Origin of the sequence: Uniformispora flossi (assembly GCF_049534875.1) — a bacterium.
Lineage (GTDB): Bacteria > Actinomycetota > Actinomycetes > Streptomycetales > Streptomycetaceae > Yinghuangia > Yinghuangia aomiensis.
Map to the genome: position 1 here is coordinate 19,902 of NZ_JBMULZ010000020.1, position 25,029 is coordinate 44,930.

Consider the following 25,029-nt stretch of genomic DNA (forward strand, 5'->3'; position numbering starts at 1 on the left):
CCGTATGGGCTTGCGTGCCGCGGAGCCTAGACCCTGGCGACGGGGTTTCCCAGGGGGCGGGATGCCAGCTCTGACTGGCACGGTGGGTGATGGCTTCGGGAGTGGTTTTGGGTCGGGCCGGGGGTTGCGGGTCGGGCCGGCTGCGGGGTCGGGCTCGCGTCGGCTGCGGGGGCGAGTCGGTTGCCGGGTCGCCTGCGGGGTCGGCTTCCGTGCCGGCGGCGGGCGCCACGCCGTGTCCGATTCGTTCAAGACCGCGTCGGCGGCGGGCCCGTAGCGTCGACGCCATGACTCCTCGTTTTGCCTTCATCGGCCTGGTCGTCGCGGACATGGCGGCATCGCTCGCCTTCTACCGGCGCCTCGGCCTCGACATCCCCGCATCCGCCGACGCCGAGCCGCACGTCGACGTCGACCTGCCGGGCGGCCTCCAACTGGTGTTCGACACCGAGGCCGTGGTCCGCGCCATCGACCCGAACTGGGAACCGTCCGAGGGCGGGCACCACGCCGCAATCGCGTTCCGCTGTGACGACCCGGCGGAGGTCGACAAGCTGTACGCCGAGCTGGTCGCGGCCGGGTACACCGGGCACCTGCCGCCGTGGGACGCGTTCTGGGGCCAGCGGTACGCGGTCGTGCTCGACCCGGACGGGCACAACGTGGACCTGCTGGCGACGCTCTGAACGGGTCTCAGACTCCGACGAGTTCGCCGAGCGACAACCCGGCCAGGGCTCTGACCTCGCGCGACAGGTGCGCCTGGTCGGCGTAGCCGGCGGCGGCCGCGACGTCGGCGAACGGGTTGCCCGCGTACGCGAGGTCGAGGGCCCGGCGGAGGCGCAGGACGCGCGCGAGCACTTTCGGCCCGTACCCGAACGCGGCGACGCTGCGGCGGTGCAACTGCCGGTCGCTCAAGCCGAGGTCGCGTGCCAGTTCGGCCACACCGACACCGCCCCGGAGCCGCCGCGCGGCAGCGGCGGCCACCGGATCGGGCGAACCACGACGCAGCCGCCGCGCCGCGAAGTCCTCCAACACGGCGGCGCGGTCGGGCGCCTCGGCGATCCGCTCGGCCAACGCGCGGGCGTCCGGGGCACCGTCCACCACGGCGAGCGACTCGCGGTGATCCCGAAGTTCCGACGCCGGGATCCCGAACACCGCGGGCCCCCACCCGGGCGCGAACCGCAGCCCGACGTAGGCCCCGGCGGGCCCGGGGACCACATGCGCCCGCGTATCGGGCCCGGCGACGACGAGCCCGACGTCACCGAGCCAGATCAGATCCATGCAGCCGTCGGGCAGCACCCGCGTGGTCCGCCCCCGCCGCTCGTCCGCCGACCGCGACCAGAGGACGGCGCCGGGGATGCGGGAGGGACGTTCCTGGTACACGCGACCCAGTCTGCCGCATGCGCAATCATTTCGCTCACGCGTTCGACTTCCGCCGGATCGGCGCCCCTCCCCCGGCCCGCCGTGCAACCATCCGTCGGCACCGTCGGGTCTTCCTGCCCGACGTACTTCACCGAACCGCTGGGGGCATGCTCGTGCGCCGCACCACAGCCGCCGTCGTCCTAGGCCTCGTCCTGACCACGTCCGGGTGCGGCGACAACGCGCCCTCCCACCCGGAATCCGGCGGGGCGACAACCGCGTCGGCGACCACCCCAGCCCCGAACAGCCCCTCACCACCACAGCCGCCGGGCCCCGCTACCCCACCCCGAACACCCCCCAACCGGGCAACCGCGGCCTCCATCACCGCCGCCCTCGCCCGCGCCACCCACGTCACCGACCTCGGCAACGTCACCGACGACACGTCCAGTTGCGCGTCCCGGACAGCCCCGGACGGCACCACCTGCATCCAACTGATCACCACGGACACGGTGTCGGTCTACGAGTTCCCGAACGGGACCGCCGCCGCCACCTGGGCCACAGCCATGTCCTTGGACGACGAAACCTCGTGCCAAGTCGGCTACTTGGCTCTCACCTGGACAACCCGCAACCAACACCGGACACCCCTCGCAACCCGCGACCAACTGTGCGGCCTCACCCAGTCGATGGTGCTGGCGTAGCGCGCCACAGGAGCCAGGACGTGCGTAGGACCTGGCATGTTCGGTGGCACCAGGGGTCGGTGGGGGCCCGCACACGCATCAGCGTCGGCTCGGCGCCTCGTGGCGACATGCAAGTTCGCACCACCGATGGCCGATTCGCGTCCGCGCGACAACCATCCGCCCGCTTCGTTGGTCCAACTCCCCGACAGTCGCCAACTCTGGGGGGAATTGCTCGTGCGCCGCGCACCACTCGCTGTTGCTGCCATCATCGCCGTCGCCCTGTTTGCCTCCGGCTGCACTGACGACGACACGAAGCCCGACGGCAAGGCAAGCAGTTCCACAGCACCCACGTCTGCGCCTGCGACCATCCAGGCGGCCACCACTCCGACGGGCAATGCTCCGGCCGCGTCGACCATCACGGCGTCCACGCCCGGTAAGACCCCCGCGGCCACCGGTGTGCCGCCCAAACCGGACGCCGCAACGCAGGCGAAGTACATCGCCGCGCTCAACGCCATCGACCCTGCGATCGTCAGCGGCAAGGAGGACAAGGCCGTGAGCCGCGGCCGTGATCAATGCACATCCATCGGCCAGGACCCGAAGGACCGGGCCAAGCTCGTCGGTCTGGCGAACCAACGCTTCACCGCACCGACGCACCCCGACGGATTCGGGGCCGCCACCGCGGAGAAGATCCTCGACGTCGTCCACCAGTACATCTGCCCGACATACTGACCCGGCCGCGTGACGGCCGGGGCCGATCAACGTTGCCGAGCGTGGATCACCGTCGTTCGAGTCAGCAGGCTTCGCTCAGCATTCGATGATGTTGACGGCGAGGCCGCCGCGGGCTGTCTCCTTGTACTTCGTCTTCATGTCGGCGCCTGTCTCCTTCATGGTTTTGATGGCCTTGTCGAGGGAGACGTGGTGGCGGCCGTCGCCGCGGAGGGCCATGCGGGCGGCGGTGACGGCTTTGACGGCGGCCATGCCGTTGCGTTCGATGCAGGGGATTTGGACGAGGCCGCCTACCGGGTCGCAGGTGAGGCCGAGGTTGTGTTCGATGCCGATTTCGGCGGCGTTCTCGACTTGTTCGGGGGTGCCGCCGAGGACTTCGGCGAGGCCGCCGGCGGCCATGGCACAGGCGGAGCCGACCTCGCCTTGGCAGCCGACTTCGGCGCCGGAGATCGAGGCGTTCTCCTTGAAGAGCATGCCGACGGCGCCGGCCGCGAGGAGGAAGCGGACGATCCCGTCGTCGTCGGCGCTGGGGACGGACGCGGCGTAGTGGTGCAGGACCGCGGGGATGATGCCCGCGGCGCCGTTGGTGGGGGCGGTGACGACGCGGCCGCCCGCGGCGTTCTCCTCGTTGACGGCCATCGCCCAGAGGGTCACCCACTCCATGGCGTGGCTGGCGCGGTCGCCCTCGGCGCGCAGGGCCTTGGCGGTGTGGGCGGCGCGGCGGCGGACTTTGAGGCCGCCGGGGAGGATGCCTTCGGTTTTGAGGCCGCGCGTCACGCATGCCTGCATGACGTCCCAGATTTCCAGGAGTCCGGCACGGACCTCGGCTTCGGTGCGCCAGGCCTTCTCGTTCTCGAGCATGAGCGCGGAGACGGACAGGCCGGTCTCGCGGGTCAGCCGCAGGAGTTCGTCGCCGGTGCGGAAGGGGTAGCGCAGCTCGGTGTCGTCGGGCTTGACGCGGTCCGCGCCGACGGCGTCCTCGTCGACGACGAAGCCGCCGCCGACCGAGTAGTAGGTCTTCTCCAGCACGGGCACGCCGTCGGGGTCGTACGCGCACAGGGTCATGCCGTTGGCGTGGTACGGCAGCGACCGCCGCCGGTGCAGCACCAGGTCGCGGTCCGGGTCGAACGGGATCTCGTGCGCGTCCCCGACCTGGTCGCCGAGGAGACGGAGGCGGCGGGCGCTGCGGATCCGGTCGAGGACGGGTTCGACGCCGAGCGGGTCGACGGTGCGCGGGGAGTAGCCCTCCAGGCCGAGCAGGACGGCTTTGGGAGTGCCGTGGCCGTGGCCGGTGGCGCCGAGGGAGCCGAAGAGTTCGGCGCGGACGGACGCGGTCTGGGTGAGCAGGCCTTGCGCTTTGAGCCGTCGGGCGAACATGCGGGCGGCGCGCATCGGGCCGACCGTGTGCGAACTCGACGGGCCTATGCCGATCGAGAACATGTCGAAGACGCTGATCGCCAAGACGGTGGCCTTTCCTGCGGTCGCCGGTCGGGGTGGGAACGGGCTCCCGCCCGGGATGGCTTGTGGCACCCGGGCGGATGCTCCCAGGGTATGCGGGCGGCGGCGCAGGCGGTGAGCGGGCGGTGGCCGGATGGCCGGCCCACCGGTCGCGGGATCCGAGGACGGCCGGAACAGCGCGGTTCGGCCGCGGGATCGACCACACACCGGGTCGGCTGCCCCGGGGTGCCGCCAGACGATCCGCGGCCCCCCGACCGCCGCCCCGCCCTCCGGACGCCGCCACACAGCTCCGTGGCCATGGGGCAGGGCGCACGCGCCGAGAGGGCTCGAACGAGGGCATCGGCGGGGTGCCGCGCATGCGCGGCAGGCGTGCGGACCCGGCGGTGCAAGGGCGCGGGCGCAAGTCGCGGGCGCGAGTGTGGGCGCGAGTGTGGGGCATGCCCGCGGGAGCGGACGTGGGCGCGGCGGGATCAGTGCGCTTGGTGATCGGCCTGCCGGGCCCCTGCTGTGGGCCTGTGGGTGGCAGTCGACGGTTCTCGGGTCGTGTGGCGCGGTCGTCTCGTCCGAAGGCTGCGGAACCCGGGCGGTTGGCACGTCGGCCCGCGCTGGGCTGCGCCGCGGGGCCCGCGGGCGCCATGCGGCGGTTCTCCGGGTCCGTGTGCCTGCCGTTCCTCCACCCGCCTCCGCCCGCCCCCGGTCAGTCCGGGATCTGCGGGTCGTACGTCCACGCGTCGTCGTCGACGTCGTCCTGGTCGGCCTCGGCGTCGAGGGCTTCGCGGACGACGCGGAGGGCGAGGCCTTCGGGGTAGCCCTTGCGGGCGAGCATGCCGGCGAGGCGGCGCATGCGGACTTGGCGGTCCTTGCCGCGGGTGGCCGGGAGGCGTTTCGCGACCAGGACGCGGGCGGTGGCCAACTCCTGTTCGGGATCGAGGCGTTCGACGGCCTCGGTGACCACTTCGGCGGCGACGCCGCGGTGCCGGAGTTCGCGGGCGAGGGCGCGTTTGGCGAGGCCGCGGCCGACGTGGCGGGTGTCGACCCAGGCGTGGGCGAACGCGGCGTCGTCGATGAGCTTGACCTCGGTGAACCGACCGAGGACGTGGTCGGCCACCTCGTCCGGCACGCCGCGCTGCCGCAGCGCGTCGGCCAATTGGGCGCGGGTGCGCGGCTGGCCGGTCAGCAGCCGCAGACAGATCGCGCGGGCGGCGGCCTCCGGGTCCTGATCGGGGTCGATCTGCGCCGGGCCGCGGCGGCGGGTGCGGTCGGCGGAGCGGGTGCCGCGTCCGGCGTCCGGGTCGGTGCTCTCCGCTTCGTCGCGGGTGCCGCTCGACCAGCGCGGGCCGGAGCGGCCGCGTCCGCGGCGTCCCCCACGGCCGCGGCGGGTGCCGGAACCGCCGTAACCGTCATCGGGGTCGCCGGAGGAGTCGGCGTCATCAGGGCCTTCGAGGTCGTGAGAGCGGGAGCCGGAGCCGCCTCCCGTGCCTGCCCCGTCGCGGTCCCTCCGCCCCCCACCGACCGTCGCCGCCCCGGCGAACGGGTCGTCGGCATCGGCCTCGTACGCCGACGCACGCCGGGTCCGCTGCCGCCCCCCACGCGCGGCATCGTCGCCGTCCCCCGCCGCGGACCCTCGACGCGGGCCGGTGCGGCGTTCCGTCTTCGCCCACGTGCTCGCCGCGTCCGCGGACAGCGTCGTGCCGCCCGCGAGCGCTTCGCCGAGCGAGGCGAGCGCGCGTACGCGCTCCTCGTCGGTGAGTTCCTTCGCCCACGTGTCGTTCCAGGCGGGCTCGCCGCCCGCTGCTCCGCTGCTCACGCGGCACTGCTCCTCGTGCTCCGCGGCGGAAGGCCCCCGAGCCGGGCGGCAGCCGCCCGATCCCGCCCTCCTGCCGGAGCCGTGCGGCGCGCCGTCGACGTGACCGCCGCGCGCCGCTGCTCTCGTCCGCCCCGTGCGGGGCTCGTGCGTGCTCCCCTGCGGGATCCCGCCGACCCGCGGCCGGTCAGGACTCGGCCGGGGCTTCCTCCTCGGTGGCCTCCGCGTCGACGCGCGGGCCGACACCGAGCTTTTCCTTGATCTTCTTCTCGATCTCGTTGGCGAGGTCGGGGTTGTCCTTGAGGAAGTTGCGGGCGTTCTCCTTGCCCTGGCCGAGCTGGTCGCCCTCGTACGTGTACCAGGCGCCGGCCTTGCGGATGAAGCCGTGCTCGACGCCCATGTCGATCAGGCCGCCCTCGCGGCTGATGCCCACGCCGTACAGGATGTCGAACTCGGCCTGCTTGAACGGCGCGGCCATCTTGTTCTTCACGACCTTGACGCGGGTGCGGTTGCCGACCGCCTCGGTGCCGTCCTTCAGCGTCTCGATACGGCGGATGTCGAGCCGGATCGACGAGTAGAACTTCAGCGCCTTGCCACCGGTCGTGGTCTCCGGCGAACCGAACATCACGCCGATCTTCTCGCGCAGCTGGTTGATGAAGATCGCGGTGGTCTTGGTCTGGTTCAGCGCACCGGCGACCTTGCGCAGCGCCTGGCTCATCAGGCGGGCCTGGAGGCCGACGTGCGAGTCGCCCATCTCGCCTTCGATTTCCGCCCGCGGGACGAGCGCCGCGACGGAGTCGATGACGATGATGTCGAGCGCGCCGGAGCGGATGAGCATGTCGGCGATCTCGAGCGCCTGCTCGCCGGTGTCCGGCTGGGAGACCAGCAGGGCGTCGGTGTCGACGCCGAGCTTGCGGGCGTACTCCGGGTCGAGGGCGTGCTCGGCGTCGACGATCGCGGCGACGCCGCCGGCCCGCTGCGCGTTGGCGATCGCGTGGAGCGCGACGGTGGTCTTACCGGAGGACTCGGGGCCGTAGACCTCGACGATGCGGCCGCGCGGAAGGCCGCCGATACCGAGGGCGACGTCGAGCGCGATCGACCCGGTGGGGATGACCTCGACGGGGGCGCGCGCGTCGTCGCCGAGGCGCATGACGGAGCCCTTGCCGAACTGACGCTCAATCTGGGCGAGGGCGGCGTCGAGCGCCTTCTCGCGGTCCTGTCCTGCCATCGCTGATGCCGCCCTGTCGGGTCGTGGTGTGCGCTTCATTGTCATGACGCTAACCCGTCCGACCGACATCGTGGGGCCCGCCTCGCACACCTGTGGATAACTCCGCGCCTCAAGCGTATGCGAACTTTTGTTCGATCACGACTCTGACACGCACCAAGGGGCGGGGATTCAGGCGAAAGAGGGGTGCCCGACACGGGGGTGGCGCGGGCCGCCCGGGAGGGCGTTTGGGCAGGTGGGGACGGCCGCGAACGACGCACGGCACAGGGGCGGCGCGGGGTGGGGCGAACGTCACCCGATCGAGGGATGGGGACGACAACGAAGGGTGCCGCCGAGGGGGCTGGGAGAGCCGGGAGAGCCGGGAGACAAGAAGCCGGGCCGGAGCGCCGGCCCCGCGGTCAGACGTCCCGCGACGCCGCAACCCGTCGCGGGTGGCGCGCGCGAAGAATGTAGTACCAGGCGATGTTGCCGTCGACCGCGGCCAGCAGCAGGAACGGGACGCCCAGCCAGCTGCCGTTCACGAAGGCGACGGCCGCCGCGGCCACGGCGAGCACGCAGACCACGACCGCGAGGATCGCGACGCGCGGCGTGCGAGCCGGGGTGGATCCGGCGGAAGCGGAGGCGGAGGCAGAGTCTGCGGTGGGCGGGGTGGACATGGGCCGAACTCCCGTGACGGCGGTGGCGTACACCCCATTGTCCCCGACCGGACCGCAGGCCCCGAACCCGCCCCACGGGGACCGGCGGCACCACCGCGAACCCCACACCCGGGAGGCCGGCACCACCGCCGCGAACCAGTGCGCCACGGGGACCGGCGCCACCGTCGCGAACCGCATTCCGAAACCGCCGAAGCCACCCCGAGCCGCACCCGCAGGCGCCTCACGTCGCGCCCGCAGCCGCACCCCACCGAAGAAAGTTGAAATCGAAACGACCCGGGTGTAGCTTGTTCAACGTTCAACCAGCGCTCTTCGGAGGTCCTCCCATGTCCCGCATCCTCGCCATCTCCGGCTCGATCCGCGCCGAGTCCTTCAACACCGCGGTGCTCAACGCGCTCGCCCCCTTCGCCCCCGAGGGTATGTCCATCGAGGTCTTCAAGGGCATCGACGAGCTTCCGCACTTCAACCAGGACCTGGAGGGCGACGTCCCGGCCTCGGTCATCCGCCTGCGTGAGGCCGTCCAGGCCGCCGACGGCGTCGTCATCTCCACGCCCGAGTACAACCGCGCCATCCCGGGCGTCCTGAAGAACGCCCTGGACTGGGCGTCGCGTCCGTACGGCCAGTCCTCCTGGCAGGGCAAGCCGGTCGCCGTGCTCTCCTCGTCGCCGGGCGTCCAGGGCGGCATCCGCGCGCAGGAGGAGCTGAAGGGTCAGCTCCGCAACCTGGCCGCGTACGTCGTCAGCGGCCCGGAGATCGCGATCCCCGAGGTGCACACCCGGGTAAGCGTCGACGCGCAGGCCGTCGCCACGCTGAACGACCCGGCCACCGCGGGCATGGTCAAGTACCTGCTCGAGGCGCTGCAGCTCGCCGTGGACGCCAACACCGGCGCCAACCACGTCAAGGCGCTCAACGCCTGGGCCGCGTCGCTCGCCGGCTGACCGCGTCCGCGACGGCGGCCCGGCCGGGGAGGACCGACCGGACCGGCCGGCACCGCCGCCCAACCGCGGCAACAGCAGCGCACGCAAACCGCCGAGGGCCCGACACCGCATGGTGTCGGGCCCTCGGCGGTTGCACATGGCAGCGGCGGCCGCACCGCGACCGGGTGCGTACGGCACCGGTCGCACGTCACAGCCTCACGCGGCATGCGGCATGCGGCATGCGGCAGGTCACACGTCCGTGACCCGCACCCCCGCGTGCACCTTGTAACGGCGGTTCACCGAGATCAGGTTCGCGGTGAGCGCCTCGACCTGACCCGCGTTGCGGAGCCGGCCCGCGTACACGCCGCGCATGCCCGGGATGCGGCCCGCGAGCGCCTGCACGATGTCGGTCGCCGCGCGCTCGTCGCCGAGCACCATGATGTCCGTGTCCAGCGCCTCGACGTTCGGGTCGAGCAGCAGCACGGCCGAGACGTGGTGGAACGCCGCCGTCACCCGCGACTCCGGCAGGACGGCCGCGGCCTGCTGGGCGGCGCTGCCTTCCTCGACGGGAAGCGAGTACGCGCCCTGTTTGTCGAAGCCCATCGGGTTGACGCAGTCGACGACGATCTTGCCCGCGAGCTGCCCGGCCAGCGAAGCCAGCAGCTCCTTGTGGCCTTCCCACGGCACCGCCACGATCACGACGTCGCTTTCCGCGGCGCACGTGGCGTTGTCGGTCCCGCGTACACCCGCGCCCAGCTCCGCGGCGGCGGACTCGGCACGGTCCGCGCTGCGCGAACCGATGATCACTTTCTGGCCCGCGACGGCCAGGCGGTAGGCAAGGCCGCGGCCCTGCTCGCCGGTGCCGCCGAGGACACCGACCACGAGGCTGCCGACGTCCGGCAGCTCGCGCGGGTCGCGCTGGGCGTTGGAGGGGGTAGTCATGGCGTGATCCTGCCAGCGAGGTCGTGAAGAGGCACGAGACGGCGGTCAGATGCAGCCGAGGTCACAGTCTCAATTCCGACCTAAGCCGCCATCCGCATGAATTTTCACCTTTGACACTTACCTAAAGACCCCCCAAACATGTGACAACCGGCACAAATCATGCTCTTTTGATAAGGAAATCGTTCGGCACCGGGCCGGACATGTCCCGCCCACGGGAGGCACCGATGCCGGCGAAGTTCGTGCTCAGCCAGGCGCGCACCGGGAAATACGTGTTCATGGTCGAGTCCGCCAAGGGGGCCACGCTGGCGAAGTCCCCGGCGTACGACACCAAGCGCGAGGCGATGACCGCCCTCCGCACCGTCCAGCGCATGGGTGAGGGGGGAATGGTGGACGACCGGACGAAGGCCGACGCGAAGCCGACCGCGAAGAAGACCGCCAAGCAGGTCGCGAAGAAGGTCACCGCAAAGGCCTCCGCGGCGAAGAAGACCGCGGCAAAGAAGGTCAGCGCGACGAAGGCGGCGGCGAAGAAGACGGCCGCGAAGAAGAGCTCGGCCAAGAAGACCGCGTCGACGGCGACCCCGGCCAAGAAGACCGTGGCGAAGAAGACGACGGCGAAGAAGGCCACGGCCAAGAAGGCCCCCGCCAAGAAGACGGCCAAGCGCGCCCCGGCGACGAAGAGCGCGGCGCGCAAGACCACCACGCGCAAGGCCGCGGCGCGCAAGAAGTAACGCGGGAATCAGGGCCGGAAGCGGCGTGGGAGACCACGCGGGACGTGCCGGGAACGGCCGGACCGGCGGGCGCAGGACGCACCCGCCGGTCCGGCCGTCGCCGTTCTCGTGTCCACCCGCCAGTCCGCTTCGGAGCCGCCGCTAGGCCGGCGGGTTCCCCTTCGGCCGGTCGTTCCACTCCGGGTCCCCGTCCCACGCCTCGTTGCGTTCACGGGCGATTTCCAGGGCGTGCTCGGCCTCCGAGCGGGTCGTGTACGGGCCCAGCCGGTCGAGCGCCCGGCATTCGGGGCCCTCCTCGACCTTGTTGTGCCGCACGCAGTAATACCACTCCCCCGGCTTGCCTTTCGGGCGCCGCCACAGCCTGAACATCGCGTACTCCTCTTTCCCGGGTCTCCCCCCAGGGCCGCTGAGGTTTCGCCCGTGATGATGCCCGGCCCGCGCTGGCTACACTCGCAGGTTATGGCGACTCTCGTGCCCGGCAGGCCCACCCCGATCCGCACCGTCCCCGCCGACATTCCGCGCCCGGAATACGTCGGCAAGCCGGGCCCCGCGCCCTACACCGGCCCCGACGTGCAGAGCGCCGAGACCATCGAGAAGATGCGCGTGGCCGGGCGCATCGCCGCGGGCTCGATGGCGGAGGCCGCCAAGCACGTCGCGCCCGGCGTGACGACGGACGAGCTGGACCGCATCGCGCACGAGTACATCCTCGACCACGGCGCCTACCCGTCCTGCCTGGGCTACCGCGGCTACCCGAAGACGATCTGCTCGTCGATCAACGAGGTCATCTGCCACGGCATCCCGGACACCACACGCCTGAACGACGGCGACATCGTCAACATCGACGTGACGGTGTTCATCGACGGCGTGCACGGCGACACCGACGCGACCTACCTGGTCGGCGACGTCGACGAGGAGTCTCGGCAGCTCGTCGACCGCACCCGCGAGGCCCTCAACCGGGGCATCAAGGCGGTGCGGCCGGGGCGGCAGATCAACGTGATCGGGCGGGTCATCGAGTCGTACGCCAAGCGCTTCGGCTACGGCGTCGTCCGCGACTTCACCGGCCACGGCATCAACTCGTCGTTCCACTCCGGCCTGATCATCCCGCACTACGACGACGAGCGGGCGGTCACCGTGATGGAGCCCGGCATGACGTTCACCATCGAGCCGATGCTGACGCTGGGCACCTACGAATACGACATGTGGGACGACGGGTGGACGGTCGTCACCAAGGACCGCAAGCGCACCGCGCAGTTCGAGCACACGATCGTGGTGACGGACACCGGCGCGGAGGTCCTCACGCTGCCGTAGGCAGACACATTCGGTCCCCCGCTCGACCGTCGGTCCGACCACCAGCCTGAAGGGTGCCATGGCCCTGGGACGACGCGCGGCGCGCTCCGCCGCGGCAGCGGCCACCGCGGCCGCGATCGGCATATCCGCCTCCGCCTGCATGACCGTGGACGGCGCCCGGGCGCGCGTCGCGCCCTTGGACGAACGCGAAGCCGCAAAGGTGCTCGCGGAGTTCGACGCGCGCAACAACGAGGTCTACGCGAAGCGCGATCCGGACCTCAACAAGACGATCGAGGCCGGCTCGTTCGGCGCGATCGACCAGGGCGCGCTGAAGATCCTGCGGTTCTCCGACCCGCAGCGGGCCCGGCCCACGCCTCCGGTCACCCACAACAACCCGCAGTTCTGGATCCCGCGGCCGGTGGGCTGGCCGAAGTGGTTCGCGGTGCAGAACACCCCGTCGTACGCGCAGAACCGCACGATGCTGCTCGTGTTCGTCAAGTCCGGCCCGGACGCGCCGTGGATGGCGTCGTGGGGCCCGTCGGCGAAGCCGGGCGAGCCGCTGCCCGAGCCGTACCGGGACAGCACGGGCCACGTCGAGGAGGTCGGCCTCGACACCCCGGGGCTGGCGGTCGAACCGAGCCGGGCCGCCCAGGAGTTCACCGGCTATCTCACGGACGGCAAGTCGGCGCTGTTCGCGCCCGGGGCGCAGACGTCCGAGGCCCGCAAGTCCCGCGAGGGCGCGGTGCAGGACGGCTTCGTGCGGCAGTTCGCGGACATGCCCACGACGCAGTACCGCCCGATGGCGATCCGGCTGCGGGACGGCGGCGCCCTGGTCCTGTTCGCGGTCACGCACAGCATGAAGCTGACGATGCAGCCCCCGAACACCCTCGGCGAGCTGGACCCGAGCCAGGGCGCGTTCGTGACCGGCAAGCCGACCCGCTCGGTCACCGAGCAGCGGCTCGCGGAGTACGCGGTGGCCGTGCCGCCCGCGGGCGGCGGTCAGGTGCGGGTGGTGGCGACGGCGTCCGGCGTGGTGGGCGCGGACGGCGAGTGACCGGGGCGGCCGGCGCCTACCGCCCCATGAGCCAGTGCGAGTCCGCTGCCGTGGCGCCGACCGTGTCGCACGCGTCGGTGAGCACGTCGAGGACGCGCAGCGGGTCGGGCAGCGGGGTCTCCGGCCCGCGGATCCAGCGGACCTGCGTGCCGGACGGGTGCTGTGCCGGCGGGAGCAGGACGTAGGACCCGCGGCAGTGCCAGCGCAGTCCCGGGTGCGCGTCGAGGGTTTCGGGGTGGCTGTCCAGCTCGCACGGCCACCATTCGTCCTCGTCGACGGGGGTGCCGCGGGTGGCGGTGAAGAACAGCACGCGCTCCGGTCCGCATGCGGCGACCGGGCCGGCCTCGTCGCCGAGCCGGTCGAGCGCAAGCGCGCCCGCGTCGGCGGGGACGTCGAGGACGTCGTGGGAGGTGCCGGTGACGGTGACGAAGTTGGCGTCCGGATAGCGCTCGAGCCAGCGCCGCACATGCGCCGGGTCGGTGCTCGCCTGGGTCTGCCAGGCGGACGACATCGGATGCATGCCGGGCGCCGGACAGCCGACGCGGTCGCAGGAGCATCCGTAGGCCAGCGGGTGTGCGGCCGGGCAGACCGGCCAGCCCATGCGGACGGCGTCGAGGACGAGTTCGGTGCGGCGGTCGCGCGCGGCTCCGGGGTCCTCGCGCTGCATGCGGCGCAGCCAGCCGGCCACGCGGGCCCTCTTGCCGATGTGGTCCGAACGGTCCATGGCACCCCTTCTTCCGCCTGCTGTCCATGATCCCCGACGCGCGGCGTCGTCGTGCACGACGCGGGGCGCGGCGCGGGAGAACCGAGGTAGGCCATCCCATTGTCGCGGGTCGCCGGAGCGGACCGCCGCCGCGGGTTCGCTGCCGACCGAAGCTGGCCGGATCCTGGCGACGAGGTGGCCGGAAGACGACCTGGTGTGACCGGGTGCTGCAATGCGGGCCGCCCCGCCCCCGGCGGACCGGGAGCGGGGCGGTGCGTCGCCGCCGGGGCGGCCAAGGAGGGCGACCGCGTTCGGTGGCGCGGGGACATGGTTCGGGGCGCGACGCGGCTGTCCTCCGCGCCGTCCGGAGCGACGCGGCCGGCCGGGACCGGGTGTCCCGTCCGGCGTGATCAGCCGGCGTTGACGCAGGTGTTGCCGAAGGTCGGGTTCAGCGCACCGATGACGTCGACGGTGTTGCCGCAGACGTTCACCGGGATGTGCACGGGGACCTCGACGTTGTTGCCGGAGAGCACGCCGGGCGAGTTGACGGCGGCGCCGTTCGCCTCGCTGCTGGCGTGGGCCGCACCGGCACCGGCGGCAAGGACGCCGCCGGCCACGGCCGCGAGGACGGCCGCCTTCTTCGCGTTCTTCACAATTCCTCCACGTAGAGCTGCCGATCGGGTTCGGCATCCTGCGCAACGAGGGGCTCCGCGGAGGGATACGGGATCGTTGCCCGAGTTCACCCGTTCTTCGTAGCGGCGGGCGGGGCGGCGGCCGCCGCACCGACCGACGGACCGGCCGCAGGACCGGCCGTAGGACCGGCCACGGGGAGCGTTCCGCCCGGGCGCGGCGCGGGCGGAGCGGGGAGGTCGGCCGGGGCGGGGTCATTGTCGGTCGTGTTGCCCGCCTTCACCATGAAGCAGTTGAGGCAGTGCTTCGACCAGGGTTTGCCCGGCACGTAGTCGCCGTTGTACTTCCACGCGTGCGGCGCGTCGTCGTGGCACCGGAACGGCCACGTGTTCCGCCATCCGTTGTCGTCATCCACGGGCACTCCAGCCGCAGTGTGTCGTTGGTTCTAAACTCACGGTAACGGCGTTCGCGGCGGACGGAGGGCCTTCGATGGAATGCGGCGTGTGCCAGGGCAGGAAGGGCTACTACCGGTTGGTCACCGAGCGACAGGACGGCAAGGTCGTCCAGCGGCGGGAATGGGTGGACTGCTCGACGTGCGAGGGCACCGGAGAGGCGTGAGGCCGTTCCGCGGCAGAATCCGGGGATGACCGATGTCACGATGACCCTCCCCGAGGGCGGGGAGCGGTTGCGCGGACCCGTGGGTTCGTATGTGGTACGCCTGTCGGGCGCGCAGACCGGCGGGGCACTGGCCGTTGTCGAGTACGCGCTGCCGCCCGGGGCCGTGGGTGCGGCCCCACATGTGCATCACGCGCATGCCGAACACTTCCACGTCCTCGACGGCGACATCACCTTCGATCTGGCGGACGGCGCCGTGACGTTGTGCGCGGGCGGGTCCGTGTCGGTCCCGATCGGCGCCGCGCACGGATTCCGCAACACCACGGAGACGTGGGCGCGTTGCCTGTTCCTCCTCACCCCGGCCGGTTACGAGGACTATTTCCGGGACCTGCACCGGGCGCTGGAAGCGGGCGAGACGCTCGACGGCGACCGCCTTGCCGCACTGCGTGCGAAGTACGCGACCGAGACGCTGTGAGCGGTCGGCACCTTACGGTTTCGCCGTGTGCGGGCGCGCGCCCGTGTCTGCTGTCTCGCGGGAATCGCGGCGGCGGAAGCCCGGTCAACGCTCGCGCGCGACTGCCAACGCCTTGGTCGGCCCCTTGCGAGGGACGGTGATGTCCTGTGGTCCGCCTGCCGACCGCGTGTTGGCGGCAGCTGCCGCATGCATCGCGGCGGACGTGGCGCGCGACGCGGCGGATGGCGACGGCGGCGGGGTTGCCACCGCCTGGGGGTGCTTCCCGGCGGCGGGCAGCCCCGCGCCTGCGGCGGGCAGGTGGGTCGGAGCCGGCGCGGTGACGCTCGCGGCGGCCGCCCGCACCGAGGGCCTAGGCAACCCGTAGGTGGCGGCAGTGTCGGCCGCGGGATGCAGCCGGGGAATGCCGTGCGGTGTCGGGACGCGGATCTCGGGGACGTTGCGTGGGACGTCGGCGACCCGGTCGGACACCGGTTTGGGGGTGGGATCACGGTGGCCAGGTGTGGGCGCGGCCCCCGGCTTGGCAGCTGCCACGATCGGCACGGGCTGCTGCTCCCAAGGGGGTTGCGCGGCAAGTCGTTCGCGGAGTGCGGCAAGGTTCGCCCGCCGGATCCGCGCCCGTTCCGCCTCGGCCTGGCGCTGGGTCACACCGAGTTCCGCACCCAGTCCGGCTTCACGCACGATCTCGGCGAGACGCCGGGGCGCCAGATCGTCGAAGCGCTGGACGTACTCCGTCACCCACCGGCCGAGGGCGGCGTCGGCCTTCTCCCGGTGCTCGGCCCCGGCCGCGGCGTGCAGTTCGTAGAGCAGGCTCCGGTCCGTAGCGGACAGCTTGGGGTCTTGCAAGCGCCTCTGTGCTTCGAGGAGTTCCGCCGTCGCAGTCACCTGCAGGCGGCCGGCCTCGTACAGCTCGCCGAGGTGGGGCGGCATCGCCAAGTCCGCCGCCGAATCGACCGCGTCGTACAGCCAGTCAAAGGCCTCGGGGTGGTGGCGCAGCGTGCCCGGCCCGGGGGACCTGTGGATGAAGGCCTCGTCTACATAGCGGTCGCCTGCGAGGACGTCGTCGATCGCCACGGCGGTCGAATCCGGCACCCCGCCCACGGCCTCCGACAACTGCCTCGACCATTGGGGGTCGAGGGGACCCCCCGGCGGCGCGCCCCATTCTGTGGCTTTGGTCGCTGCCCGTTCTGTCTCGGCTTTCAAAAGTTCGTGGTACTTGCCGAGCCTTTCCCGCTTCGCATACTCGAGGACCTGCCGCCGGAACATCTTGTCGGCTCGGCGCATCTCGCTGTCGGCCTTGCGGGTCCGTTTGGTCCCCCAGGCCTCCAGGCGGGGTATGGTCTCGTTCCCGTACTCCCGGTCCATGGACGATCGGAACCGAGTCAGGCCGACCATGGTGGCGCCCACCACGCGATCACGCACGGATCGGGCGTAAGCGTCTATCACCGCGGTGGGATCGCGCTGCCACGTCTCGTCCTGCGGCTCGGTCATCGATCGCCCCCGTATTCGCCGGCGGACTGCACATCGTCGCACCACGGGGCGACGGTGTGCAGCGCGGTTCACGCGGACTTGCCGGCGGGCTCCGGACGAGGCACCGCGGCGCCACCCCCCGCTCCGGCACACCGCGATCCCGCCCGGAATTCCGCCCCGGAGAGCCCTGTAAGGGCCTGTCGGCTCACCACCTTTTGTGAGATCCCTACAAAATCAGGGGCTTGGCGCGCGTGGAGTTGGCCTTGGTGTGCGAGACGATTTTCCAGCAGGGTGGGAAACCTGTGCAGGTGAAGGCCCGCCCGAGGGCTCTGCCTGCTGCGCGCAGCTCTGGGAGGCTCGGTCCGTGTTTCGTCGTATTGCCATCGTCAACCGTGGTGAGGCCGCGATGCGGCTCATCCACGCGGTCCGGGATCTCGCCGCGGAAACCGGAGCACGCATCGAGACGGTGGCGCTCTACACCGACGCCGACCGTAATTCGACGTTCGTCCGCGAAGCCGACATCGCGTACTCGCTCGGCCCGGCCGCCGCGCGCCCGTACCTGAACCACGAGGTCCTGGGACGCGCGCTCCGCGAGACCGGCGCGGACGCCGCGTGGGTCGGCTGGGGCTTCGTCGCGGAGGACGCCGGGTTCGCCGAGCTGTGCGCGCGGATCGGTGTGACGTTCGTCGGCCCGAGCCCGGACGCGATGCGCAAGCTCGGCGACAAGATCGGCGCGAAGCTCCTCGCCGAAGAGGTCGGGGTCCCGGTCGCGCCGTGGAGCCGCGGCGAGGTCGGGACGCTGGAGGACGCCCTGCGCGCGGGCGGCGAGATCGGCTACCCGCTGATGCTCAAGGCGACCGCGGGCGGCGGCGGGCGCGGCATCCGCATGGTGGCATCGCCCGACGAGCTGGCCGACGCCTACGAGCGCACCAGCCAGGAGGCACTGCGCGCCTTCGGGTCGGGCGTGGTCTTCCTGGAGCGCCTGGTCACCGGCGCCCGGCACGTCGAGGTGCAGGTCGTCGCCGACGGCCAGGGCACCGCGTGGGCGCTGGGCGTGCGGGACTGCTCGGTGCAGCGCCGCAACCAGAAGATCATCGAGGAATCCGCCTCCCCCGTGCTGTCCGCCGAGCAGGCCGGCGAGCTGAAGGCCTCCGCCGAACGGCTCGCGCTGGCGGTCGGTTACCGCGGCGCGTGCACCGTGGAGTTCCTGTACCACCCCGGCGAGAAGCTGTTCGCGTTCCTCGAGGTGAACACGCGCCTGCAGGTCGAGCACCCGATCACGGAGATCACCACCGGCACCGACCTGGTCCGCCTGCAGCTGCACGTCGCGTCCGGCGGGCGGCTGGAGGGCCCGCGGCCGGACGAGGCCGGGCACGCCGTCGAGGCCCGGCTGAACGCCGAGGACCCGGACCGCGACTTCGCGCCCGCACCGGGCCGCATCGCGCGCCTCGTGCTGCCCGCAGGCCCCGGCATCCGGGTGGACACCGGGGTCAGTGAAGGCGACGAGATCCCCGCCGACTTCGACTCGATGATCGCGAAGATCATCGCCTACGGCCGGGACCGCGACCAGGCGCTCGGCCGACTGCGCCGCGCCATGGCCGAGACCACCGTGGTCATCGAAGGCGGCGCGACGAACAAGAGCTTCGTCCTCGACCTGCTCGACCAGCCCGAGGTCGTCGACGGGTCCGCGGACACCGGCTGGATCGACCGGGTGCGCGGCGAAGGCCGCCTGGTCGCGCACCGCCACTCCGGCGTCGCCGTGGCCGCCGCGGCGATCGAGGCGTACCAGGACGAGGAGCGTGTCGAGCAGGCCCGCCTCCTCACCACCGCGTTCGGCGGCCGGCCGCAGGTCCGGCACGAGTCGGGCCGCCCGCTCGACCTGCGGCTGCGCGGCGCGGGCTACCGGGTCCGCGCCACCCGGGTCGGCGCGCGCCGGTTCCGGGTCGGCATCGAAACGGGCGGCGAGGTCCGCACGGCCGACGTCGAGCTGGAGCGCTTCGACACGCACTCCGGCCGCATCGCCGTGAACGGCAGCCGCTTCCGGGTGCTCATCGGCACCCACGGCCCCACGCACCTGGTCGAGGTCGACGGGGTGGCGCACCGGGTCAGCCTCGACGAGGGCGGCGTGGTCCGCTCTCCCGCACCCGCGCTGGTCGTCGCCACGCCGCTCGCGGTCGGCGCCGAGGTCGAAGCGGGCGCGCCGGTGCTGGTGCTGGAGAGCATGAAGATGGAGACGGTGCTGCGGGCACCGTTCAAGGCGCGTCTCAAGGAGTGCGTCGTCGCGGTGGGCAGCCAGGTGGAGACCGGCGCGGCGCTGCTGCGTCTGGAGCCGCTGGCCGACACCGAGGCCGAGGAGACCGAGGCGGCGGCGCCCGTCGAGCTGGACCTGCCGGACCGCCCCGGCGACCTGGCGGCCGCCGAGCGGGCCGCGCGCGGCCTGGAGGACCTGCGGAGCCTGCTGCTGGGGTACGACGCCGACCCGTACGACGAGCGCCGGGTCCTGGAGGACTACCTCGCGGCCCGCCGCGAACTCGCCGAGGACGACCACCGGCCGCACGCCGAGGAACTCGCCCTCATCGGCGTGTTCGCGGACGTCGCGGAGCTGAGCCGCAACCGGCCGGTCCGCGAGGACGGCGACGACCACGCGTACAGCGCCCGCGAGCACTTCCACCGCTACCTGCAGAGCCTCGACGCGGAGCGCGCCGGCCTGACCCCCGCGTTCCAGGCCAAGCTCGGCAAGGCCCTCGGGCACTACGGCGTCACCGAGCTGGACCGCACCCCGGAGCTGGAGGCCGCGGTCTTCCGCGTCTTCCTCGCCCAGCGCCGCGCGTCCGCGGACGCCGAGATCGTCGCCGCGCTGCTGCGCGAGTGGCTCGGCGAGCCGCTGGCGGACGCGTCGCTGCGCGAAGCCGTCGGCCACACCCTGGAGCAGCTGGTCACCGCGACCCAGGTGCGTTTCCCGGTGGTCGCCGACCTGGCGCGCGGCGTGGTGTTCTCGTGGTTCGCGCAGCCGCTGCTGCGCCGCAACCGGGCCCGGGTCTACGCGGACGTGCGCAAGCACCTGCGGCACCTGGACGCCGCCCCGGAGGCCGCGGACCGCGACGAGCGGATCGCCGAGATGGTGCGCAGCACCGAGCCGCTGGTCCGGCTGCTCGGCCAGCGCCTCGTCCGGGAGGGCGTGGACAACGCCGTCATGCTGGAGGTGCTGACCCGCCGGTACTACGGCAACAAGGCGCTCGTGTCGGTGGACACCCGCGAGTACGCGGGCGGCACGTTCGTGGTGGCGCAGCGCGCGGACGGCGACGTGGCGTCCACCGCGGTGCGTTTCGACGAGCTGGGCGGCGCGCTGCGGGGCCTCGCCGAGCTGGCCGACCGCAATGGCGGGCACGCCATAGACGCAGACATCTACCTGGCGTGGGAAAGCCAGCCGGACGACTTCGAGGCGATGGCCGCCGCGCTGCACGAGGCGCTCGCGGCGCAGCCGCAGCCGGACGGGGTCCGCCGGATCACCACGACGGTAGCCGGCCGCGGCGGTGCCGTGATGCACCACCACTTCACGTTCCGTCCGACGGCGGACGGGATGGCCGAGGACCGGCTGATCCGCGGTCTGCACCCGTACATCGCGCAGCGCATGCAGATGGAGCGCTGGGGCCGGTTCGACCTGACGCGTCTGCCGTCGTCGGACGAAGAGGTCTACCTGTACCGCTGTGTCTCGCCCGACAATGCCGCGGACGAACGCCTGGTGGCGTTCGCGCAGATCCGCGACCTGACGGAACTGCGGGACCAGGACGGCAAGCTCGTCGCGCTGCCGACGACGGAGAACACCATCGCCGCGTGTGTCGACGCGATCCGGCGCGCGCACGTCGCCCGTCCGTCGCAGAAGCGCTTCCCGACCAACCGCATCGTGGTCTATGTCTGGCCGCCCATCGACTTCACCCGCGAAGAGGTCGAGATGCTCGGCCGCCGGATGATGCCGACGACCGCGGGTGCCGGCCTGGAGGAGATCCTGTTCATCGCGCGCCAGCGCGACCGGGAGACGGGTGCGCTGCGCAAGGCGGCCGTGCGGTTCTCGTTCGACGCCGCGGGCGGTGCCGAACTGAGCTTCGGCGAGCCGCCGGTGGAGCCGGTCGAGCCGCTGGACCAGTACCGGCAGAAGGTGCTGCGGGCGCAGGCGCGGAACACCCCGTACCCGTACGAACTCACGGACATGATCGGCGACTTCGTCGAGCACGACCTGGACGACGAGCACCGGCTGGTGCCGGTCTCACGGGCGAAGGGCCGCAACACGGCGGGCATCGTCGCGGGTGTCGTCACCACGACGACGTCCCGGCACCCGCAGGGGGTCACCCGCGTGGTGCTGCTGGGCGACCCGACGAAGGCGCTCGGCGCGCTGTCCGAGCCGGAGTGCCGCCGGGTGATCGCCGCGATCGACCTCGCGGAGCAGATGCGGGTGCCGCTGGAGTGGTACGCGCTGTCCGCGGGCGCCCGGATCTCGATGGACTCGGGCACCGAGAACATGGACTGGGTGGCCGCGGCCCTCAAGCGGATCGTGGAGTTCACGCAGGACGGCGGCGAGATCAACATCGTCGTCGCGGGCATCACCGTCGGCGCGCAGCCGTACTGGAACGCCGAAGCGACGATGCTCATGCACACCAAGGGCATCCTGGTGATGACGCCGGACTCGACGATGGTGCTCACCGGCAAGCACGCGCTGGACTTCTCCGGCGGCGTGTCGGCCGAGGACAACTTCGGCATCGGCGGCTACGACCGGGTCATGGGCCCGAACGGCCAGGCGCAGTACTGGGCGCCGGATCTGTCGGCCGCGCACGAACTGCTGATGGCGCACTACGACCACACGTACGTCGCGGCGGGCGAGACGTCGCCGCGCCCGGCGCCGACGAGCGACCCGGTCGACCGGGACGTGTCGGACTTCCCGCATGTGGTCGAGGGCAGCGACTTCGCCCGGGTCGGCGAGATCTTCTCGGCCGCGCACAACCCGGACCGGAAGAAGCCGTTCGACATCCGCACGGTCATGCGGGCGCTGTCCGACCAGGACCACCCGGTGCTGGAGCGCTGGGCGGGAATGGCGGACGCGGACACGTCGGTCGTGCAGGACGTGCACCTCGGCGGACGCCCGGTGTGCCTGATCGGCATCGAGTCGCGGGCGGTGTCGCGCCGCGGCTTCCCGCCCACCGACGGTCCGGACGCGTACACCGCGGGCACGCTGTTCCCGCAGTCGTCGAAGAAGACGGCGCGGGCGCTCAACGCGGCGTCGGGGAACCGGCCGGTGGTGGTGCTGGCGAACCTGTCGGGCTTCGACGGTTCGCCGGAGTCGATGCGGAAGCTCCAGCTGGAGTACGGCGCGGAGATCGGGCGCGCGGTCGTCAACTTCGACGGGCCGATCGTGTTCTGCGTGATCTCCCGGTACCACGGCGGCGCGTTCGTGGTGTTCTCGAAGGCGCTGAACCCGAACATGACGGTGCTGGCGCTGGACGGTTCGTTCGCGTCGGTGCTCGGCGGCGCTCCGGCGGCGGCGGTGGTGTTCGCGGGCGAGGTCGACAAGCGCACGGCGGGCGACCCGCGGGTGACCGAACTGCACGCCCGCGCGGCGGCAGCCGACGGCACCGAACGCGCGGCCTTGCTGGCGCAGCGCGACGAACTGCAGCCGGTGGTGCGCGCCGAGAAGCTCGGCGAGGTCGCGGCGGAGTTCGACCGCGTGCACAGCATCCGCCGGGCGGTCGAGGTCGGCTCGGTCGACGCGGTGATCGATGCGGCGGAAATGCGGCCGCGGATCATCGCGGCGGTCGAGGACGGACTGAAGCGGTGGTCGGTCGGCTGATGTGCTGAACCCGAGGGCTGTGATGTGAGAGTTGCGGCCGGGGCCGGGGCGGGATTCCGCTTCGGCCCCGGCGGTTTTTCGGCGGTTTCCGTCGGTGGCGGGGGCGCGGCCCGATGTTCGGGATCCTCCGGGTCGGGGATCCGGCGCGGGCTAGTGGGGACCCTGGGCCTTGCCCTTGCCGGATTCGCCTGCTGCGTCGCCGGGCTTGCGGGGCCGGCCGGCCGCGTCGGTGAGTTCGGTGTCGATACGTTCCTTGCGGACTTCGCCCTTCACCGTCTCCTGCTCGACGTGTTCTTCGGTGGTCAGGCGCACCCGCTCGACGGGGGTCACCCGCTTTTCGACGACGGCTTCTTCGGCGTACAGGATCACTTCGTGCTCGGCCTCGGACATCTCCGGCCCAGCCATGGCCGCGTCGCGGTTGGCCTTGGTGATCGGCTCACGCTCGATCCGCACCTCGTCGTGGCGCACGGAGACGGTCTGTTCCTGCTCCTCGGTGACGACGTACTTGCGGAGCCGCGCGTGGCCGACTTCGTGGCGTTCCACACCGACGTGCATCTGTTCTTCGGAGCGGGTCATGGCGGCGCCTTCGGCTGCGGCGCCGGCGGTGCCCGGGGTGCCGGGCTTGGCTGCGGCGGTGGTGGCCATTCCGGTGGTCTTGGCAGTTTCGGTGGTCTTGGCCGTTCCGGTGGGCATAGCCGCCGCGGCGGGCTTGGTCGCGTCGGTCTGCTTGCCGGTCGTCGCCGTCCCGCCGGCTGCGGCCTTCTTGCCGTCACGCGACTTGGCCATCCCGGCCGCCCCGGCGGTTCCAGCGGCTCCGGCCGTGCCGGCGGCTGCCGCGGTGCCGGCCGTGCCGGAGGCGTCCTTGCCGCCGTGTGCCCAGCCGTCGCCGGGCTGGTTCGCGCGCTCCCACGCCGCGTCCCAGGCGATGCCGTAGTAGTCGTAGAGCCGCCGTTCCTCCTGGGCGGACAGGTGGCCGCCGGCGTCCACGTCGACGTTGGGGGCGTCCTTCACCTTGTTCTTGGAGAACGGGACCTCCATGTGGTCGTCGACGACCTGGGCGTCCCTGATCGGCACGAAGGACTCGTGGTTGCCGAACAGACCGGTCTTCACGGTGACCCACTCCGGTTTCCCGGAGGCGTCGTCGAAGAAGACGTGGCGGGCATCGCCGATCTTCTTGCCGTCGGTGTCGAAGACCGGATGGTCCACGACGTTCCTCAGTTGGTCATGGGTGATCATGCTCGAACTCCCTCCCAGACGGGCCGCCTGTGCAGGCGTATGCCAGGGCCGCGCTTGCTCGAAGGCAGTCGGCTGCCGACCGAACGCGCATGCGGCACGCTTGAGAGCTGCTTCCTGAATTCTCCCGAGTTCTCCCGAGTTTTCGCCAGGAGTGCGCGGCCCGGCCGGGCCGCCTCGGCGGACTCTGCCGATTCCCCGGGGCTCGGCGGGACCTGCACGGTCTCCTCGCCCTTGCGGCTGTCCCATGATTCCCATCGGAAACGTCCGAGTTGCGGTTGTAAGTCGACGGGGTGCGGATCGAGGCGGCTGGGTCTAGTGAATCGCCTGGGATTCCGCGTCTCGTGCGCGTGTCCGGGCCGAGGCGGCGACCGGGATCAGTTGGCGGTGGGCGCGGCCGGTCCCGCGGCGGTGGTAGCGGTGCACGGCCAGGAGCACGCATGACTCGACGATGGCGTCCGGGAGCCGGGCCCGGTCCGCGTCCGGCAGCGGTCGCAGCCGGGTGTAGCCGTCGAGCAGCAGGGTGAGCCGGGCGGGGTCGATCCGGTCCCCCGCCGGCGACTGACACAGGCCGACGGCGGCCATGCCGAGGTCGAAGACCGGGTCGTCGATCGACGCCGTCTCCCAGTCGATGACGGCCAGCGAGCCGTCCGGCCGTTCGACGAGGTTGTCCATGAACAAGTCGCCGTGGCAGACGACTTCCGCCCCGGTGTGCGGGTCTGGCAGTACCGCGGTTTCGATCACCCAGTCGCGGAACTCGCGGTCGGTGCAGGTCTCCAGGCCGGCCAGGTCCGCCTCGGCCAGCCGACGCGTGCCGGAGGGCAGGCCGGTGGCGGTTGCGGGCAGCAGGTGGAGGCGCGCGAGCAGTTCTCCGGCGTCGCGCAGCAGGCTTTCGGGCAGGGACGTGTGAACCCGCCCGGCCAACCACTGTTTCAGCATCACTTGGTGCGGGCCGACCGCGGTGACGAGCGCGCCCGAGGTGTCCGGGACGACGTCGCCGGTCGGGACGCCGAGCGCCGCGAACATCCGCGTCCGCCGCGCCAGTTCCACGGCACTGGCCGCGTCGTGGCCGTCCAGCGCCGTCAGGACGAACTCCCCTGCCGTGGAGCGGAGTCGGAAGCTGGAGTTGACGGCACCGCCGACGAGCGGCTCGGCGCGCACCTCCCCCAGCCCGTAGCGAGTCGCGAGGCCGGGCAAGTCCAGCTGATCCAGACCGGTGTATGTGGCCAACGCCCACCCCCGTGCGCGG

23 protein-coding genes are annotated in these 25,029 nt (G+C 72.1%); 10 read left to right on the top strand and 13 right to left on the bottom strand.

From position 1 onward, the window contains the following. Window positions 1-284 precede the first annotated feature (284 nt). The gene (locus ACPA54_RS32045; protein WP_423535028.1) at window positions 285-674 is read left to right on the top strand and encodes a VOC family protein; all 390 of its coding nucleotides are present in this window, start codon (window positions 285-287) and stop codon (window positions 672-674) included. Between the two features lie 7 nt (window positions 675-681). Here the strand turns inward: ACPA54_RS32045 and ACPA54_RS32050 are convergent, their stop codons facing one another. Further along, a complete protein-coding gene (locus ACPA54_RS32050; protein ID WP_423535030.1) occupies window positions 682-1,371 on the bottom strand; it encodes a helix-turn-helix domain-containing protein in 690 nt (229 codons plus the stop codon). 152 nt (window positions 1,372-1,523) lie between these two features. Between ACPA54_RS32050 and ACPA54_RS32055 the strand changes: the two genes are divergently transcribed. Both ACPA54_RS32055 and ACPA54_RS32060 read left to right on the top strand, forming a co-directional pair. Then, window positions 1,524-2,045 (top strand): hypothetical protein, encoded by a 522-nt coding sequence (locus ACPA54_RS32055; protein ID WP_423535032.1) that lies wholly within the window; start codon window positions 1,524-1,526, stop codon window positions 2,043-2,045. Between the two features lie 126 nt (window positions 2,046-2,171). Continuing rightward, window positions 2,172-2,753: a hypothetical protein gene (locus tag ACPA54_RS32060; protein ID WP_423535034.1), complete on the top strand. Its 582-nt coding sequence runs from the start codon at window positions 2,172-2,174 to the stop codon at window positions 2,751-2,753. A 75-nt stretch (window positions 2,754-2,828) separates the two neighbouring features. Here the strand turns inward: ACPA54_RS32060 and ACPA54_RS32065 are convergent, their stop codons facing one another. The 4 genes from ACPA54_RS32065 to ACPA54_RS32080 form a co-directional block, all read right to left on the bottom strand. After that, complete coding sequence (locus ACPA54_RS32065) at window positions 2,829-4,211, bottom strand: L-serine ammonia-lyase (RefSeq protein WP_423535036.1); 1,383 nt, start codon at window positions 4,209-4,211, stop codon at window positions 2,829-2,831. 694 nt (window positions 4,212-4,905) lie between these two features. Further along, window positions 4,906-6,015 (bottom strand): RecX family transcriptional regulator, encoded by a 1,110-nt coding sequence (locus tag ACPA54_RS32070; RefSeq protein ID WP_423535038.1) that lies wholly within the window; start codon window positions 6,013-6,015, stop codon window positions 4,906-4,908. Window positions 6,016-6,199: 184 nt separating this feature from the next. Continuing rightward, window positions 6,200-7,240 carry a recombinase RecA gene (recA, locus tag ACPA54_RS32075; protein WP_345675464.1) on the bottom strand — a complete coding sequence of 347 codons (1,041 nt, stop codon included), beginning with the start codon at window positions 7,238-7,240 and terminating at the stop codon, window positions 6,200-6,202. Between the two features lie 395 nt (window positions 7,241-7,635). Next, window positions 7,636-7,893: a hypothetical protein gene (locus ACPA54_RS32080; protein WP_423535040.1), complete on the bottom strand. Its 258-nt coding sequence runs from the start codon at window positions 7,891-7,893 to the stop codon at window positions 7,636-7,638. A 323-nt stretch (window positions 7,894-8,216) separates the two neighbouring features. Between ACPA54_RS32080 and ACPA54_RS32085 the strand changes: the two genes are divergently transcribed. After that, window positions 8,217-8,828 carry an NADPH-dependent FMN reductase gene (locus ACPA54_RS32085; protein ID WP_423535042.1) on the top strand — a complete coding sequence of 204 codons (612 nt, stop codon included), beginning with the start codon at window positions 8,217-8,219 and terminating at the stop codon, window positions 8,826-8,828. 228 nt (window positions 8,829-9,056) lie between these two features. On the opposite strand, the gene npdG is transcribed toward ACPA54_RS32085, so the two are convergent. After that, a complete protein-coding gene (gene npdG / locus ACPA54_RS32090; protein ID WP_345675467.1) occupies window positions 9,057-9,749 on the bottom strand; it encodes an NADPH-dependent F420 reductase in 693 nt (230 codons plus the stop codon). A gap of 224 nt (window positions 9,750-9,973) precedes the next feature. Here npdG and ACPA54_RS32095 point away from each other — a divergent pair, with 224 nt between their 5' ends. Further along, on the top strand, window positions 9,974-10,477 hold the full coding sequence (locus ACPA54_RS32095; RefSeq protein ID WP_423535045.1) for a YegP family protein: 504 nt from the start codon (window positions 9,974-9,976) through the stop codon (window positions 10,475-10,477). 141 nt (window positions 10,478-10,618) lie between these two features. Here ACPA54_RS32095 and ACPA54_RS32100 read toward each other — a convergent pair whose 3' ends face one another. Beyond that, window positions 10,619-10,846 carry a hypothetical protein gene (locus ACPA54_RS32100; RefSeq protein ID WP_423535047.1) on the bottom strand — a complete coding sequence of 76 codons (228 nt, stop codon included), beginning with the start codon at window positions 10,844-10,846 and terminating at the stop codon, window positions 10,619-10,621. Between the two features lie 90 nt (window positions 10,847-10,936). Here ACPA54_RS32100 and map point away from each other — a divergent pair, with 90 nt between their 5' ends. Beyond that, window positions 10,937-11,785 carry a type I methionyl aminopeptidase gene (gene map, locus ACPA54_RS32105; protein WP_423535048.1) on the top strand — a complete coding sequence of 283 codons (849 nt, stop codon included), beginning with the start codon at window positions 10,937-10,939 and terminating at the stop codon, window positions 11,783-11,785. 58 nt (window positions 11,786-11,843) lie between these two features. Further along, window positions 11,844-12,818, top strand: a complete 975-nt coding sequence (locus ACPA54_RS32110; RefSeq protein WP_423535050.1) for an SCO2278 family lipoprotein — start codon at window positions 11,844-11,846, stop codon at window positions 12,816-12,818. A gap of 16 nt (window positions 12,819-12,834) precedes the next feature. Here the strand turns inward: ACPA54_RS32110 and ACPA54_RS32115 are convergent, their stop codons facing one another. The 3 genes from ACPA54_RS32115 to ACPA54_RS32125 form a co-directional block, all read right to left on the bottom strand. Then, window positions 12,835-13,542 (bottom strand): bifunctional DNA primase/polymerase, encoded by a 708-nt coding sequence (locus ACPA54_RS32115; protein WP_423535052.1) that lies wholly within the window; start codon window positions 13,540-13,542, stop codon window positions 12,835-12,837. 389 nt (window positions 13,543-13,931) lie between these two features. Then, window positions 13,932-14,174, bottom strand: coding sequence for a chaplin (locus ACPA54_RS32120; RefSeq protein WP_345675473.1), 243 nt, complete (start codon window positions 14,172-14,174; stop codon window positions 13,932-13,934). An 86-nt stretch (window positions 14,175-14,260) separates the two neighbouring features. After that, window positions 14,261-14,566 (bottom strand): hypothetical protein, encoded by a 306-nt coding sequence (locus tag ACPA54_RS32125; RefSeq protein WP_423535054.1) that lies wholly within the window; start codon window positions 14,564-14,566, stop codon window positions 14,261-14,263. Window positions 14,567-14,640: 74 nt separating this feature from the next. On the opposite strand from ACPA54_RS32125, the gene ACPA54_RS32130 reads away from it, so the two are divergent. Continuing rightward, window positions 14,641-14,769, top strand: a complete 129-nt coding sequence (locus ACPA54_RS32130) for a hypothetical protein (RefSeq protein ID WP_345675475.1) — start codon at window positions 14,641-14,643, stop codon at window positions 14,767-14,769. A 25-nt stretch (window positions 14,770-14,794) separates the two neighbouring features. Beyond that, complete coding sequence (locus ACPA54_RS32135; RefSeq protein WP_423535057.1) at window positions 14,795-15,241, top strand: cupin domain-containing protein; 447 nt, start codon at window positions 14,795-14,797, stop codon at window positions 15,239-15,241. Between the two features lie 84 nt (window positions 15,242-15,325). Here the strand turns inward: ACPA54_RS32135 and ACPA54_RS32140 are convergent, their stop codons facing one another. Next, the gene (locus ACPA54_RS32140) at window positions 15,326-16,729 is read right to left on the bottom strand and encodes a hypothetical protein (RefSeq protein WP_423535059.1); all 1,404 of its coding nucleotides are present in this window, start codon (window positions 16,727-16,729) and stop codon (window positions 15,326-15,328) included. 343 nt (window positions 16,730-17,072) lie between these two features. Here ACPA54_RS32140 and ACPA54_RS32145 point away from each other — a divergent pair, with 343 nt between their 5' ends. Beyond that, a complete protein-coding gene (locus ACPA54_RS32145; RefSeq protein ID WP_423535061.1) occupies window positions 17,073-22,547 on the top strand; it encodes an ATP-binding protein in 5,475 nt (1,824 codons plus the stop codon). 150 nt (window positions 22,548-22,697) lie between these two features. On the opposite strand, the gene ACPA54_RS32150 is transcribed toward ACPA54_RS32145, so the two are convergent. Together ACPA54_RS32150 and ACPA54_RS32155 are read right to left on the bottom strand one after the other, a co-directional pair. After that, a complete protein-coding gene (locus ACPA54_RS32150) occupies window positions 22,698-23,783 on the bottom strand; it encodes a PRC and DUF2382 domain-containing protein (RefSeq protein WP_423535063.1) in 1,086 nt (361 codons plus the stop codon). A 312-nt stretch (window positions 23,784-24,095) separates the two neighbouring features. Continuing rightward, window positions 24,096-25,010 carry a phosphotransferase gene (locus tag ACPA54_RS32155; protein WP_423535065.1) on the bottom strand — a complete coding sequence of 305 codons (915 nt, stop codon included), beginning with the start codon at window positions 25,008-25,010 and terminating at the stop codon, window positions 24,096-24,098. Window positions 25,011-25,029: the final 19 nt, after the last annotated feature.

What these genes read in the sequence shown, in the direction of transcription:
- ACPA54_RS32060 (WP_423535034.1), top strand. Translation starts at nt 2,172, where the DNA reads ATGGCCGATTCGCGTCCGCGCGACAACCATCCGCCCGCTTCGTTGGTC.
- ACPA54_RS32115 (WP_423535052.1), bottom strand. Translation starts at nt 13,542, where the DNA reads ATGGACCGTTCGGACCACATCGGCAAGAGGGCCCGCGTGGCCGGCTGG.
- ACPA54_RS32110 (WP_423535050.1), top strand. Translation starts at nt 11,844, where the DNA reads ATGGCCCTGGGACGACGCGCGGCGCGCTCCGCCGCGGCAGCGGCCACC.
- npdG (WP_345675467.1), bottom strand. Translation starts at nt 9,749, where the DNA reads ATGACTACCCCCTCCAACGCCCAGCGCGACCCGCGCGAGCTGCCGGAC.
- ACPA54_RS32135 (WP_423535057.1), top strand. Translation starts at nt 14,795, where the DNA reads ATGACCGATGTCACGATGACCCTCCCCGAGGGCGGGGAGCGGTTGCGC.
- ACPA54_RS32095 (WP_423535045.1), top strand. Translation starts at nt 9,974, where the DNA reads ATGCCGGCGAAGTTCGTGCTCAGCCAGGCGCGCACCGGGAAATACGTG.
- ACPA54_RS32150 (WP_423535063.1), bottom strand. Translation starts at nt 23,783, where the DNA reads ATGATCACCCATGACCAACTGAGGAACGTCGTGGACCATCCGGTCTTC.
- ACPA54_RS32140 (WP_423535059.1), bottom strand. Translation starts at nt 16,729, where the DNA reads ATGACCGAGCCGCAGGACGAGACGTGGCAGCGCGATCCCACCGCGGTG.
- ACPA54_RS32100 (WP_423535047.1), bottom strand. Translation starts at nt 10,846, where the DNA reads ATGTTCAGGCTGTGGCGGCGCCCGAAAGGCAAGCCGGGGGAGTGGTAT.
- ACPA54_RS32080 (WP_423535040.1), bottom strand. Translation starts at nt 7,893, where the DNA reads ATGTCCACCCCGCCCACCGCAGACTCTGCCTCCGCCTCCGCTTCCGCC.
- map (WP_423535048.1), top strand. Translation starts at nt 10,937, where the DNA reads ATGGCGACTCTCGTGCCCGGCAGGCCCACCCCGATCCGCACCGTCCCC.
- ACPA54_RS32130 (WP_345675475.1), top strand. Translation starts at nt 14,641, where the DNA reads ATGGAATGCGGCGTGTGCCAGGGCAGGAAGGGCTACTACCGGTTGGTC.
- ACPA54_RS32045 (WP_423535028.1), top strand. Translation starts at nt 285, where the DNA reads ATGACTCCTCGTTTTGCCTTCATCGGCCTGGTCGTCGCGGACATGGCG.
- ACPA54_RS32085 (WP_423535042.1), top strand. Translation starts at nt 8,217, where the DNA reads ATGTCCCGCATCCTCGCCATCTCCGGCTCGATCCGCGCCGAGTCCTTC.
- recA (WP_345675464.1), bottom strand. Translation starts at nt 7,240, where the DNA reads ATGGCAGGACAGGACCGCGAGAAGGCGCTCGACGCCGCCCTCGCCCAG.